The following is a 15272-nucleotide window of genomic DNA, read 5'->3' as shown; positions in this document are numbered from 1 at the left end:
TAGACGGTGAATTTTTTGCCGCGGTCAAGCTACGCGCCTGTTGGCCGATAGGACCCGCACGTCCTCACGTGACATGCGTGCCGAAGATGAAATCGCTGGCCTGGAGATTTGCGGCGACCACGTTCTTGAGCAGGAGCGACTCGTGCTCCTGTATCAGTCCGGATTGCTGCGAGACCTCCTGATTCCAGGTGATCAGGGTGTCGCCATTTTGCTGCTGGGCGATGGCGAGGTCGCCCTTGCAGCCGACGTCGGAGAACTGCCGCAGATCGATCTTGTCGAGCCCCACCTTGAAATCGGTGATCGTGTGGGAGAAATCGGTGACGGGTTGCCCGTTGTCGTCATACAACAAGCCCGGCGCGAACACGAACTGATCCTTGCCCTCCCCGCCTGTCAGCGTGCTGTTCGTATCGGTCGCGAAGATGACGTCCTTGCCGCTGGTGCCTTCCAGGGCAACGGACTGGCTGGTGTCGCCGGCCTCGTGGAAGATGAAATGGACGGTGTCGAACAGCCCCGTGGCCTGGTCCGTCACAGTCAGCGTGATCTGCTCGATGTCCGGCGGCTGGGCTTGAGGATCGGAGCTGGCCGCTGTCGGATTGTAGGTGGCGCCGGTCTCGAAACCGAGGTTGATCTCCTCGAGCGAGCCCGAGGCCGGATAGAAGTCCACCTGACTAAGACCTGGATGCGCCGTCGACATGGTGACGGTGAAGTCGTGGTCCGCCGAGCCGGTGACCATGAGATCGGTGATGATGTCGGAGTTGTTCTCGATGATATGCTCGACCTGGAAGCTCTCGGTGTTGATCACCGGGCCGTCGGCGGGAGCAGTCACTTCCGTGCCGATGGTGGTGAGATCCTGCGAGACCGGAGTCTCACCGCCGGTGCCGGTCACTGAAAGATCGATTGTCGCGGTCGACAGATCAGTCGTGATGGCACCGGTATAGGTGTCGTCGAGCGCGTGGACTCCCAGCGCGCCCGGCGTCCCGGAAAAGCCGTTGGCGGGCACGAACCGGATCAGCGTATCGGGGCCCAGCACCAGCGCGTTCGTGTTGCTGACCGACCCGATATCGACCCATTGAACCGTGCCGGCGAGCTCGTACTGCCAGACGCCCTGCGCCGTGGTGGCGGCGTCGGAGGTCACCGCGAGGGCTTTGAATGTCGCACCGGTGTCGGCGTCGTGGAACTTGTCCGTGAACAGACTGCTGATCGCAGCTCCGCCCGGATCGCTGTCGTTGCCGGCGACGGAAGCCAGCGTCGCATCATCGAGCGTCGGCGCGTCGTTGCTGCCCACGATGTCGATCGTGACGGTGCTGCTGGTGCCGGCGCCATCGGCATCCGACGGGACGATCGTGTATTGCAGCGACAGGGTCTGGCCGGCGGCGAGGAAATCGAAGTCCTCCCCCTGCGAGTTGAAGGTCCAGGTGAACTGCGCGTGGGTGGCGGTGCCGTTCAGGATATCGGCGGCCGGAACGGTCAGATAGTTCAGTAGATCGGTGTTCGACAGCCCGCCGACGTCGTCGGTCTGCAACACACCGTCAAGATAGACCGAGAGGTGATCGCGCGCGACGCTCACATGATCGGTGGCGTCCGCGTCGGACAGGGTCAGCGTGCCGGTCTTGTCCAGCCCCGCATTGGTCTCGTCCAGAGTCGCGCCGGCGCTGTCGCCGCTTGCGACCGTGATCACCGGCGCGTCGTTTTTGCCGGTGATGGTGACCGTCACCGCGGCCGTATCGGTCTTGCCCTGATGGTCCGCCAGCGTGATGGTGGAGACCACCGTCACGGTCTGGCCTTCGCCGAGGAAATCCAGCGCGCTGTCGGCGATCGAATAGCTCCAGCCGATCGCGCCGTTGTTCTTGTTGCCGGTCGCAGAGAGCGTCAGAGCCTGCTCCAACGCGGTGATTTCGTCCGGCGACAGCGTCAGCTGCGTGGTGTGGTCGGCGTCGAGCCAAGTCAAGGCATACGCAACGTTCGTCACCGTCGGACGATCGGTGAGGTCGATGTCGGTGAAATGGATCGCGCCCGTCCCACCCGAGACCGGATCGAGCGTCGGATCGCCGGTGGTGCTCTCGAGCTCGGAGAAGCTCACGCTCGGCGAGGCCTCTGCCGCGGTGAAGACCGGTGCATCATCTTCCGCATTGAACGTGATCAGGGTGCCGCCATGGCCGTCGCTGCTGCCGGCGAAATGGGCGTTGCTGTAGTCGGCACCGGTCAGATTCAGATCGATGTGGTTGCCATCGGCGTCGGTGACCGTCAGCACGCCTCCGGTCGCAGGGTCGGCATTGGCGACATAGACCGCACTGGTGCCGAGACCGTACTTGATCGTGGACAGGTCGATCGTGTCGCCCGCGGACAGCCCCGCGATCGATCCGCCGAAGGACGACGTGTCGATCTGAAGCGCGGCGCCATCACCGGCGAGCGCGACCGTTTGCGTGACCGTGCCTTCGAGCTTCAGGAGCGCGCCGGCATCGACGGTAACCGACCCCGCGCCGGACAGCGAGCCGAACAGCGTCAGGGTCCCGGCGTTGACCTCGATCGTACCGGCGTTGGTGATGGCGCCGGAGATCGTCGCCGTGCCCCAGCTGTCGATCTCATGATAGTTCGCAATGCTCAGGCCGGTCCCGGCAATCGAGGCCCCTTCGAGCAGGTCGATATCGCCCTCGTTGACGATCGACGACAGGCTGCCGAACACGCTGGTGCCGGAGACGGTCCAGATGCCGCCCGCGTTGTTGTTGAAGGTGGCCGTGGCGACGGAGATGTTGCCATTGATGTCGCCAGAGTTGTTGATCGTGATGGCGCCGCCGGTCTCGACGATCGCATAGGTCGTCGAGGTCACGCTGGATGCGTCCGCAGCACCGATCGTGCCGGAATTGTCGATCGTCGCCGTGCCGGTCGCGTTCTCCTGGATGTAGATCGCCGCGTGACCGGTGGGAGCCGAGATCGAGCCGGAATTGGTGATGTGCGTCGAGCCGGTCGCGCCGGCCCCATTCTGCGTGACGCTGATGCCGGCGAAGCTCGTGCTGCCGATGTCGCCATGATTGACGATGGTGACGTCGCCGGCGCCGGTGGCGAGGGCAGCCACGCCGACCGCCCCGGAGGCCGAACCGTCATTGGTGATGCTGACGTCGCCGCCGCCATGATCGAACGCCGCGATCGCGGTGCCTGCGGCGGAGATCTGTGAATTCTGGCCGGTCATGACGGTGATGTCGCCAACACCCCAGGTGAACGCCTCGATGCCATAGCCGGCAGCCGCGGTGATGTTCGCATCGCTGTTGACGACCACGTCGCCGTTGACCGCGTTCGAGAATGTGCCGTTTCCGCCGGGCTTGTAGCCGGCGATGATCGCGCCCGGCGTGGTGCCGTCGTTGTTGAGCGTGGTGCCGGAATGAATCGTGCCGTGTGCTTCGACCGAGATCGTGCTCGCAACGCCGGCGGCAATGGCCGTCGCAAAATTGACGGCCACGATGCCGGAGCTGCCGGAGGTGATGCTGTCGCCGTTCGCCAGGGTGACGCTGATGTCGCCCTGGTCGATGCTGTGGGCCCTGATGCCGTAGCTCGCCGCACCCGAGATCGTGACATTCTCGCCGAGCGTGACCGTGACGTCACCGGTGCCGCCGCTCAATGCTGCGGCGTTGATTCCCATGCTCTGCGCCCCGGACACCGAGATCGTGGTGCCGGCGAAGCTGGTCACCGAGACGTCGCCGCTCCCGTAATTATAGGCGTTGATGCCGTAACCGGCCGCGGCGGTGATGTTGCCATGGTTGTTGACGACCACCGAGCCGTTGACGCCGGTATTGGCGTGGGTGCCACTGGTGGCGCCGGTGTAGCCGGCTTCGATGCCGGCCGGAACATTGCCGGCCAGGTTCGGGCTGCTTCCCGAATTGATCGTGCCGTAGCTGGTGACCGTGACGCTGCTATCGGCCGCAGCGTTGATCGACGTTGCGCGATTGACGGCGACGATGCCCGAGCTGGCCGACGTAACGATGCTGCCGGCCTCCGTCGTGACGGTCTGGCTGCCGCTGCCATAGCTGCGCGTCCGGATGCCGTAGATGGAGCCGCCGGTGATCGAGCCACCGGCGTCGATGTCGATGTCGCCGTGGCCCAGCGTCGCTGCATCGATGCCATACGCGCCGCCCGCCGCGCCGCCGAGCTGAGTGATCGAGATGTCGCCGCCATTGGCAGCGTTCAAATTCTCGACGAGAACGCCGACCGAATTCGTGCCGGTGCCGGTCGCCTTGCCGGTGAGATTGTTGACGGTGATGTCGCCGGAGCCAGTCGCGCTGTCGCGCAGCGTGATGCCGTTGCCGGCGAGGCCCGTGATGTCCTTGGTTGCGGTCAACGAGACGTCGCCGGCGCCGTTCTGGGTAACGACGAGCCCGTTGGCCGCGCCGGTCAGTGCGCCGGTTGGCGTCAGAATGACGTCGCCATGGTTGCCGCTGGTTCCGCCGGATGCAGCGAGCACGAGCGCGTCGCCGCTCGCGCTGGCGATATCGGCATCACCGGTGACGGTGAAGGTACCGCCGGTCGAGGCCCCGGCCGTAATGGTGCCGGTGAAATCATGGCTCGTGGCATCGAGCCGGAGCGTGTTGGCACCGCCGGCAAAAGTGACGGTCTGCGCATCCGCGCCGCCCAGCGCGAGTGTCGCGCCGTCGTCGACGAGCAGCGTCCCGACGCCGGTGATGCCGCCAGCGAGGTTCAGCGTGCCGGCCTGCACCTCGATCGTGCCGGTGTTGGTGACCGCGCCCGTGATCGTGCTGCTGCCGGAGACGCCGTAGAGATGACCGGCATTGCTCAGGGTGCCGCCGTTGATCGAGACGTCGGTCAGATAGAGCTTCGAGGCGCCGTCGACCGCGATCGTACCGCCGGCATTGCTGACGGTCGCGGTCGCGAGCTTGAGGATGCCCCCGCCCGCCGCCTCGATCAGCCCGAGATTGGTGATGGCATGAAGCAGGCCGGGATCGATCGTCAGCGTGCCGCTGGTCACGGAGATCGTGCCGGTGTTGTTGAGGTCGGCGCCGTCGACTGCGCTCGTGCCGGTCGATTCCAGCGTGCCCGCGATCGTCACCGTGCCGCCGCTGATGGTCGAACCGGCGAGATCGAGCGACGAGCCCGATGCGACCGACACGGTGCCGCCGGTGTTGGTCACCGTCATCGCAGTCAGCTTCAGCGTGCCGCCGTTGATCGCGGCCAGCGTGCCGGTGTTGGTGACGGCCTGGTGGTCGATATCGAGCTCGGCGCCGTTGGCGCGGAGGGTGCCGGCATTGGCAATGGCGGCCGAGGTCGTGGCGGCGAGCGTCAACACGCCGCCGATCGCCTCGATCAGGCCGTTGTTGGTGATGGACGCATTGGTGAAGGTGCTGGCGCCGGACGAGGCCAGCGTACCGAGCACGTTGAGCTGGCCGCCGGTGACGCTCGCGCCCGAGAGCGTCAGTTTCTTGCTCGCATCGATCTTGACGGTGCCGCCATTTGCGATCGCGGTCCCCGCAACGATGACATCGTCGAGCGTCAGCGTCACCCCGCTTCCGACCGTGACGGCGCTCGTGCTCAATGTCGCCCCGCCGTCGATCCTGCTGGCGCCGGTGACGTCTACGTTGCCGCCACCGTCGATCGTGCCGCCGCTGATGGTTGCGCCGCTGATCGACAGCTTGCCCGAGGCATCGACCGTGACGTGGCCGGCGTTGGCGACGCTAGATCCCTGGTCGATCGTCAACCAGCCATTCGCCAGTACCCTGATCGTGCCGGCGGAGGTGTTGGAGACCGTCTCGTTGGCAAATTCGACCGTGCCCTCGACGTTGACCGTACCGGAATTGGTCAATGTGCCGTTCTCGATCAAGCTGGCGCCGTCGAGTTCCAGTGTCCCGAGAATCGTGACCGTGCCGCCGTGGACGGCCGCATTGTCCACGATCAGCGTCGTGCCCGCGTCAGCCTTCAGCGTGCCGCCGGCATTGGCAATGTCGGCCAGCATCTTCAAGGTGCCGCCCGACAGTTCCAGCGTGCCGGAATTGGTGATCGTGGTACCGGCAGCGAAATCGCCGCCGCCTGCGAGCGTCAAGTGGCCCGCATTGGTGAGCACGCTCGTGTCCGATATCTCGGCCTTGCCGCCGACCGACATCGTGCCGGTCGCGGCGTTGGTGAGGATCGAGTCCGCGCTCATGTTGAGCGCACCGGCGATGGTCAGCGAGCTCTGGTTGATCAGCTTCGGCGGCGGGCCGCCGAAATCGTTCATCGTCAGCGATTTCGCATAGGCGGCCGCATCGATCGTCACCGGATAGGACGGCGTCAGGCCGTGCAGCTGATCGGTGATGACAATGACGTCGTCATCGATGGTCGGGACGGTCCCGGTCTCCCAATTGGCCGCGTCCTTCCAGAAGCCGCCGGAGGGCGCGCCCGCCTTGTCGGTCGCGATCCAGACCACGGCGGGCGCGTCGGTGCCGGTGATCGTGACCGTGATCGTCTGCTGGGCCGTCGCGCCTTGCGAGTCCGTGACGGTGACGGTGTAGACCAGCGTCAGCACCACGCCCTTCGGGATGAAGTCGGCGAGATAGACCGGGAGATCGGCCAGCGACCAGTTGATGGTGCCGGTGCCGTCACCGGTGCTGTCGGCGCCCGCAGCGATCGCGACCGACATCGCGCTCTGGAATGCCGCGAGCGGACCCGGCGGAACGGTGCCGCCGGGCAGGGTCGCGCTGGTCAGCGCCACCGACACCGTATGCTTGTCGGTGAGATCGACGTCATCGAAGCTCAGCGTGCCCGAGGTCGGAACGTCGCTGGTGAGCGGGCCACCCGGCACGCTGGTGCCGCCTTCGAAAGTGATGACGGGAACGTCGGTGGTGACCACCGGCTTGTCGTTCGTTCCCGTGATCGTGATCGTGATCGGGATGAACTTGGACTCGGGGTTCACCGAGAAATTGGTGTCGACGCGGACCATGTAGGTCAGCGTCAGGGTCTCGCCGGCCGCGAGGAAATCGAAGACCTTGTCCGGGATCGTGTAGGTCCAGACCGCCGAGCCGTTATTGTTGTTGGCGGGGTCGGCGACGACACTGATCTGAATCTGCGTCGCCGCGATGTCCTGCTTCTGCAGCGCGGTGAGCGAGCCGGTGACATCCTGCTGGCCGGCGCTCTTGTAGACGTAGTTCGGCGCCTCGGCGAGGCTCACGCTCACCGTCGGCAGGTCGCCGAGGTTTTGATCGAGGAATCTGATCAATCCGGAAATCGTGTCGGCGTGCGTATCGCCGGTGGTGTCCGCCCGTTCGGTCAGCGCGAACGCCGTCTTCACGTTGCCGCCGAGGTCGAAGCTTTGCGCGATCGGCTGACCGGGAATGCGGCCGGGCGTCGGCGTCGACGTGGTCGGGCCTTCCTGCGTCTGCGGATTGAGATTGACGAAGGTCGCGGTGACGATCGGGCCGGCCCCCGACTTGAGCACCACCTCATGGCCAAACGGCGTGATCGTGTCGGTGTAGTTCGTGGTCAGCTTGGTGTTGGTGTTGTTGTCGGTGAACTTCAGCGTGAACACGTCCGTGATCAGCTTCTGCACATCGGGCGACATCAGTGCATTGGTGACCGAGACGTTGCCGCCGCTGATCTGGATCATCTGGCCGGCCTGGTTGACCGTCGCGATCGGCAGCAGCGTGACCTTGTCGAACAGGATGTAGGAGCCGGTCGTGCCGTTCGGCTCGACCAGCACCTGGAAGCTCGCCTGCGGCTGCGGATCGCCGCCGCCCGCGGGAACGACGAAGTTGATCTGTGTCAGCACCGCCGTGCCGCGGATGCCCATGGTGGCAACCGGCGTGTCGACCTTCATGTCGCCGTGCTTGGCGGTTTCGCCGGCGACGAAGGTGATGGTGCCCGCGACCAGGCTGAGCAGCGAGGAATTGTTCGACCCGTTGGGGTCGTAGACCATCTCGTTCAGCACCATCCGCGCATTGGAGGACAAGCCGAACACGGTGCCGTCGATGAAGGTGATGCCGAGCGTCGAATCGGCGCCGGTCGAGACCACGTCGCCCTTCTCGACGTTGTCGCCGTTGTTCAGGATCACCGAGACGCCGTTGCGGATGGCGGTCGCGCTGCCCACGAGCTTGGTGACGTGACCGATGACCTGGGCCGCACCGGCGCCGGGCGCGGCCTGGGCGACCTGGACGTGGCCGGTGAGGGCGTTGACGACGTCGCCGCCGAGGTGGGCGCCGTCGGGCGAAGCGATCGCGGCGCGCTTGTCGCCCCTGAAATAATCGTGAACGACGAACTCGTGACCGTCGTGCGACAGCACGAGGTCGAGCCCGGCACGCTTGAACTCGCCGTTGAAGATCAGATTGGCGTCGGGAACGACGAATGCACCGTCGGGCACATGGCCATGCGCCTTGGCAATGAAGGGCTTGGCGGCAAAGGAATCGACGTGGACAAAGACGGGCGAGTTGGAACTCTGGCCGTCCAAAGACGTCGCGGCGTCAAATTTGCCAGCGTAATTCAACCGGGCACCGTAAAAAGGGTTAAAATTTATGTAAGTATCGACGACCTAAGCTTGCTTAGCATTACCAAGTCCTTAGCGAAACCATCTATTGCTTGTGTGATTTCGCGTCACTTGACCGTAAGAGCCTGCGCCGGGCGGTGCATTCCCAGAGGAGCGGAAGTCATATTCCAAGAATTCGGAAGTCGAAACAGGGTTAGATGCACGCATTTCCCGCCGCCCCAAGTCATTCGAAGTAAAACTGGTAGAACAGATACTTGCGTCATCTTTTGTTCGTGATGCCCTGCAACATCCTGCGGCAAATACGGCGTTAAATCTGTGACCTAACTAACAGAACCCGTGAAATAGCGGGTCGTTAGCCATAGGTGAGATTCGGCGCCCGTCGCAACTTCTGCCTGCAATTGGTTCCATTTCGCGGCAGCGACGCTCTCCTAGCCGTCGAATCGTAAAATTTTACGCAATTCGGGCGGGTCCGATTCAGCCTGCCACCCGGTTTTGAGACCCCTGCCGGGCGCGTTAAGCAGAACAAAACGGCCCGTCTCGCACTATCTCCGCGAAAGCAACAAAGCCCGGCACGACGAGATCGAGGGGGATCTCGCGAAGCCTGGGAAGGGGATGTCAGATGGAGACCGCTGCTCGCTCGCGCGCCTTTCGCGCAATCCTTGTCATGTGCGGCTTGATCCTGCTCGGATCGGCCGCCGAGCTTCGCGCCGGCACGCTGCTCTCGCCGGGCGCCGGCGTCCTCGTGCGCAAATCCGCCGAACCGTTTGGCGTGTTCGCCTTCGCCATCTCATCCGGCAGCCTGCAGCAGAAATGGTCCGCGCTGAAGGACAAGCTCGACGACGACATGGTGCAGCTCGCGCTGTGCGACGGCGACCGGGACAATTGCGCTTCACCCGCGGCGCTCGAGCTGCTCGCCATCGTCGATCAGGCCCGCGCCCGCGACGGCCGTGCGCGGCTCGGCGAGATCAACCGCGCCATCAATCTCGCCATCCATGCCGCCAACGACGGCAGCGCCGACCTCTGGAGCTCGCCGCTTGCGACCTTCGCGCGCGGCGCCGGCGATTGCGAGGACTATGCCATCGCCAAGCTGGCCGCGCTGCGGCTGGCGGGAATTGCCTCTGAAGACCTCCGCATGGTCGTGGTGCGCGACGTCAGGGCCGGCGAGGCGCACGCCATTGCCGCAGCAAAGCTCGACGGCCAATGGCTCATGCTCGACAATCGCCGCATGGCAATGGTCAGGGACGACGCAACGCGGAGCTATCAGCCGCTGTTCGTGCTCCACCAATCGGCCGTGCTGAAATATGTCGACGAGCCGGTACAGGTCTCGATGGCGGCCGCCGAGGCGCGTTGATCGAATCGGCCTCCTAGCCCGGCTAGAGCGCAGCAAAATCCGGGACTCTTGCCACTCGCACCGGGTCCGGATTGCGCTTGCGCACCATGCGGGCTACAGACCTCCCGCTGCTCTTCCGCACAAACCCATTTCACCGCGCAAGACCAGACGCTAGCATGGCGCCTTCCGTGCGGGGGGCGACTGGAATGCGGTTCATCGTGCTGTCTGTGCTTGCGCTGCTGGCATTGCCGGCGGCGTCCGCGTCGGCGCAATCCGACCGCGCAATCGCCGACAGGCTGCCGCTGTTCTCCAGGAACAACTGCCAGCAGATTCGCGACCCCGGCAATCAATTGTTCTGCGGTGATGCGACCCTTGCCGCCGCCGCCGAGAAGCTGAGCGTCGCGATCGAGGCGCGGCTCGCCCGCCTGCCGGATCGCTTGCCTGGAATCGAGGAGAATGCGATCTGGGTCCGCCAACGCAACCTCAGCTGCGGCATCGTCGGCCAGACCGCGATCCGCCCGGACGAATTCGACCAGGTCAAGGCGTGCCTGCTCAAGGTCACCGAGGAGCGCGCCGCGATCGTTCGCGATCCGGATTTCGACTGCCTTGCGGCCAACACCGCTGCGGGCGCGGTGATCTGCGCGGACCCCACGCTGGCGCTTGCCGAAACCGAGCTCAATGGCCTGGTGCTCGGCCTGATCGGCAAATTGGACCCGACCGCGGCACGCTTTGCCTTCGCCGAATATGGACGGTGGACACGCGAGCGCGACCGCAAATGCAATCTGGTCGGCAAGGAGAACGTGCCGCTGCATGAGCTGGAATCCGCGGAGGACTGTCTCGCCGAACATTTGAAGCGCAAGACCGACGAAATCCGCGCCGCGAAAGGCGATCCCAAGAAGGTGTTCGGCCGGCAGGTCGCGGCCCGATCACCCGACACCGACGCGGTCGATTTCTGCGCCGCGCGGATTCATGCGGCCAATTCCTGCGGCAATTTCCTGCGCATCAACCGCGTCTATGCGCTCGACAGCCAGATGAGCGACCAGGAGGCGCAGGTCACCGGCGAAATCGAGATGGCCGTGCTGGCCCCCTTCACCGTGTGCAGCAAGATCGCCTCCATCTGCACCGGCACCTGCTGGGACGCCACGACGGGTCGTCCGCAGCCGGGAGCCGGCAACAAGGAGCGCGCCGCAGACGCCTTCAACGTCACGCGCCGGCTGAGAATCCAGCGAACCTTCGCCTTCGTCAAAGCCGACGATGGCTGGCGCTGCCGGGAAGACGAGCTCGCCCCGGTGAGCTCGGGCACCGCAGGCGGGGGATCGTAGGGGCTATCTTCCTTCTCCCTCTCCCCGTTCTTACGGGGAGAGGGTTGGGGTGAGGGGCTGCCTCCGCGATCACGGTGAGAACTGGACTCGCGGAGAGTCCCCCTCACCCGCATCGCATCTTCGATGCGCTGCGGCCTCTCCCCGCGAGCGGGGAGAGGCAAGAGATCAAAACATCAGATTGTCCTTCACCAGCACCCAGCGGCCGTTCTTGACCTGTTGGACCTGGGTGACGGTGGTCGCGAGATGGTTGGTCTTCGAGAACACCGTCGGCGGCGAATTGAAGATGTCCTGGAACTTGTCGCCGGACTCCAGCGCGTCGAGCATCTTCTGACCAGTCAGATCCTTGCCAGCCTTGTTGGCATAATGCGCGAACGTCATCACTGCATTGTAGCCGATGATGGCCTGGGTGTTGGCGTCGGCGCCAAACATCTTCTTGTAGTTGACGAGCCAGTCCTTCACCTTTCCCTTTGCGGTGTCTTCATAGGGAATTTCGAAGTTCGAAGCAGCATACAAGCCTTCCACCGTTTCCTTGCCGAGCGCCGGCACCTCGAGCACGTTGACGGGCGTGGCGCCGAGGAAGGTGACGTCCCAACCGAGCTTCTTCGCTTCACTCATCGTGCCGATCGGCTCACGGAGCACCGCGCCGAGCACGACGAGGTCACAGCCGTCGGACTTCATCTTGGCGACTTGCGCCGAGAAGTCGGAGGCGCCGCGCTTGTAGCTCGTGATCGAGGCCGGCTGCACCTTCATGGCGGCGAGCTGCTGGTTAAAACCATCGAGCACGTTTTTTCCGTACTCGTCGTCCTGATGCATGATGCAGGGCTTCTTGAAATTCTTTGCCTCAATCATGTATTTGAGCGCCGCGCGCGTGCTCTCGACGTAAGGAAGCAGGTTGTTGAACTTCAGCCGCTCCTGCGGCTTGGCGGGATCGAACTTGAAGGTGAACTCGGCCGCCGTCAGCGGGAAGAGCTGCATGACCCCGGCGTCGAGCAGGATATCCTGCGCGGCGAGCACGGTGGGCGATCCCATCGGTCCCACCATCGCGAAGATCTTATCGCGCTCGATCAGCTTCTGCGAAGCCAGCACGGCCTTCTTCGGATCGTAGCCGCTGTCCTCGACCACCAGGCGGATCTTGCGGCCGTTGATGCCGCCGGCGGCGTTGACCTCCTCGACGGCCATCTTCATGCCGTTGGAGACCGGCACGCCCCAGCCCTTGATCGGACCCGACAGGTCCTGATGGGTACCGATGACGATCTCGGTTGCCGAAATGCCTTCATTGGTGATCTTGGTTTGCGCGACGGCCGGCAGACAAGTGAGCGCGATAGCGCCCATAGCAAGGCCGAACGCGTGGAACGACTTCGACATTGAGGTCTCCTCTCCTTTTGGGCCCGTATTGTGCGAAGGGCGGGGCCATCGCTCCCTCGCTTTTTCGAAAGCTATTCACGCCACCGCACGCTCGCGATACATCGCCTCGATCTCGGCGGCGTAGCGCTTGTTCACGAAGCCGCGCTTCAGCTTCATGGTCGGCGTCAGCTCCTCGTCCTCGGGGGTGAGCTGGCGCTCGATCAGGTAGAACCTCTTGATGGTCTCGACGCGGGCAAAATTGCCGTTGACCTGTTCGATCTCGCGCCCGATCAGGTCCTGGATCTCCCTCGCCCGGCACAGGCTGGCATAATTGGTGAAGGAGATGTCGTGATCCTGGGCGAACTTCTCGACGTTGTCCTGGTCGATCATCACGAGGCAGGTGAGATAGGGCCGCTTGTCGCCGATCACGACGGCGTCCGAGATGTAGGGCGAAAACTTGAGCTGGTTCTCGATCTCGGACGGCGTGATGTTCTTGCCGCCGGCGGTGATGATGATGTCCTTCATCCGGTCGGTGATGCGGACGAAGCCCTCGTTGTCGATGGTGCCGACGTCGCCGGTGTGCAGCCAGCCGCGGGGATCGATCGTCTCCGCGGTTTTCTCCGGCTGGTTCAGGTAGCCCATGAACAGGAAGTCGCCCTTGATCAGGATCTCGCCGTCGGGCGACAGCGCGACCTCGCCCCAGGGCACGGCGGTGCCGACCGAGCCGAGCTTGATCCTGTCCGCGGGCATCATGGTGGCGACCCCGCAATTCTCGGTCTGGCCGTAGACCTCGTGCATGTCGATGCCGAGTGCCAGATACCAGCGGATCAGCTCCGGCGCGATCGGCGCTGCGCCGGTGAATGCGATGCGGCAGCGGTCGAGCCCGATCATGCGGCGGATGTTGCGGAACGCGACCACATAGGCGATGCGGTTGGCGATGCGCAGCGACAGCGGCGGCGCCCTGCCCTCGAGCCGGCAATCGACCATGCGGTAGCCGATGCCGATGGCGCGGCGATAGACCCATTGCTGCAGCGGCGTCGCATCCTTCAGCGCGATGGTGATGGCGGAATAGAATTTTTCCCAGACGCGCGGCACCGCCAGAAAGGCGGTGGGCTGCACCTCGCGCAGATTGTCCGGCACGGTTTCCGGGCTTTCGGCAAAATTCATCACGGAGCCGAGCGCGACCGAGATGTAATAGCCGCCGACGCGCTCGGCAACATGGCACAGCGGCAGGAACACCAGGCGATCCTCGTCCTCCCGCGCCGGGATGAAGTCGTTGGCGTGCCGCATCTGGTGGGTCACGCTGCGATTGGCGTGCATCGCGCCCTTGGGCGGACCGGTGGTGCCGGACGTATAGACGAGGATCGCGAGATCGCCGGCGACACGGCTGTCGATCATCTCCTGCCACAACGCCTCGCGGCCGACCATGTGGTTGCGGCCAAGCGCGCGAAACTCGTCGAGCGACATCACCATGTCGTCGGAGAAGCCGCTGAGGCCCTCCATGTCGAACACGATGATCCTCTGCAAGCTCGGGCAGCGCGCGCGGCAGGTGAGAATCTTATCGAGCTGCTCCTCGTCCTCGGCGAAGATCACCCGGGTCGCGGAATCGTTGACGAGATACTCGACCTGGGACGCAGAATCGGTCGGATAAATTCCGGAGGAGACGCCGCCGGCGCACAATATGCCCATGTCGGCGTAGACCCATTCGGGGACGGCATTGGCGATGATGGAGGCGACGTCGCCGGGCATGAAACCGACGGCGCGAAGCGCGTAGGCGATCTCCTTCGAGATCGCGAGCCACTCTCGCCAGCTCGTCGGCTGCCAGATGCCGAACTTCTTCTCGCGGATCGCCGGCCTGTCGCCCCGCGTCTCGGCGGCGCGCAAGAAGCTCTTCGCGATCGTATCAGCGACCGTCAGCACCGCCGGTCCGGCCATGCGCGTCTCCTCCTTGTCGCCTTCCCCCCGCTGCCTGCCTTGCCGGCGGGTCTTTGCTTAACGTTGGGCAAGCTCATCTTACTGCCAGCTCGTCCTCACCGCCACGTCTTCTTCTTTTTCCAGCGCCGCTCGCCGCGCGCGCCGGCTTCCTTGGCGCCAAGGTAGAATTCCTGGATGTCCTGGGAATGCATCAAGCGGTCGCAGCTGTCGTTCATCACAATACGGCCGATCTCGAGCACATAGCCGTAATGGGCGGTTTCCAGCGCCACCTTGGCGTTCTGCTCGACCAGCAGGATCGACATGCCCTGCTCCTCGTTGACCCGGCGGATGATGGTGAAGATCTCCTTCACCAGCAGCGGCGACAGGCCGAGCGAGGGCTCGTCGAGCAAGAGCAGCGTCGGCCGGTTCATCAGGGCGCGGCCGATCGCGAGCATCTGCTGCTCGCCGCCGGAGAGCTGGCCGGCCGGCTGGTTGATGCGCTCCTTCAGGCGCGGGAAATAGCCGTAGACACGCTCCAGATCCTCAGCGACGCCGTCCCGGTCCTTGCGCGGATAGGCGCCCATCATCAGGTTCTCGCGCACTGAGAGGAACGGGAACACCTCGCGTCCCTCCGGCACGTGGCTGAGGCCGAGCCGCACGATGCGGTCGGCCTCCATGCGCTGGATCGGCTTGCCCATGAACTCGATCGCGCCCTTCTGCGGATCGAGGATGCCGGAGATCGTCTTCAGCACCGTGGTCTTGCCGGCGCCGTTGGCCCCGAGAAGCGTGACGATGCGGCCGCGCGGCACTTCCAGCGAAATGCCGCGGATCGCCATGATCGGCCCGTAATAGCTCTCAATGTTGGAGAGTTTTAAGATGATATCCGGAGTCGCCGCGGCATCCATTG

General features: G+C 64.4%; 6 protein-coding genes. 2 read left to right on the top strand and 4 right to left on the bottom strand.

The window, feature by feature from the left end:
- Positions 1 to 64: 64 nt before the first annotated feature.
- A complete protein-coding gene (locus tag AB7M16_RS23245; RefSeq protein ID WP_453947250.1) occupies positions 65 to 8332 on the bottom strand; it encodes a VCBS domain-containing protein in 8268 nt (2755 codons plus the stop codon).
- Positions 8333 to 9074: 742 nt separating this feature from the next.
- Between AB7M16_RS23245 and AB7M16_RS23240 the strand changes: the two genes are divergently transcribed.
- Together AB7M16_RS23240 and AB7M16_RS23235 are read left to right on the top strand one after the other, a co-directional pair.
- Positions 9075 to 9806: a transglutaminase-like cysteine peptidase gene (locus tag AB7M16_RS23240; RefSeq protein ID WP_172785071.1), complete on the top strand. Its 732-nt coding sequence runs from the start codon at positions 9075 to 9077 to the stop codon at positions 9804 to 9806.
- A 185-nt stretch (positions 9807 to 9991) separates the two neighbouring features.
- A complete protein-coding gene (locus AB7M16_RS23235; RefSeq protein ID WP_453945336.1) occupies positions 9992 to 11107 on the top strand; it encodes a lysozyme inhibitor LprI family protein in 1116 nt (371 codons plus the stop codon).
- 165 nt (positions 11108 to 11272) lie between these two features.
- On the opposite strand, the gene AB7M16_RS23230 is transcribed toward AB7M16_RS23235, so the two are convergent.
- From AB7M16_RS23230 to AB7M16_RS23220, 3 genes are all read right to left on the bottom strand, one after another.
- A complete protein-coding gene (locus AB7M16_RS23230; protein WP_172785073.1) occupies positions 11273 to 12472 on the bottom strand; it encodes an ABC transporter substrate-binding protein in 1200 nt (399 codons plus the stop codon).
- Between the two features lie 75 nt (positions 12473 to 12547).
- Positions 12548 to 14386 (bottom strand): AMP-dependent synthetase/ligase, encoded by a 1839-nt coding sequence (locus AB7M16_RS23225; protein ID WP_453945334.1) that lies wholly within the window; start codon positions 14384 to 14386, stop codon positions 12548 to 12550.
- A gap of 95 nt (positions 14387 to 14481) precedes the next feature.
- The gene (locus AB7M16_RS23220) at positions 14482 to 15270 is read right to left on the bottom strand and encodes an ABC transporter ATP-binding protein (protein ID WP_212254049.1); all 789 of its coding nucleotides are present in this window, start codon (positions 15268 to 15270) and stop codon (positions 14482 to 14484) included.
- Between the last annotated feature and the right edge of the window lie 2 nt (positions 15271 to 15272).

It is taken from the genome of Bradyrhizobium sp. USDA 372 (assembly GCF_053629095.1).
This window is presented reverse-complemented; position numbering and strand designations above follow the sequence as displayed.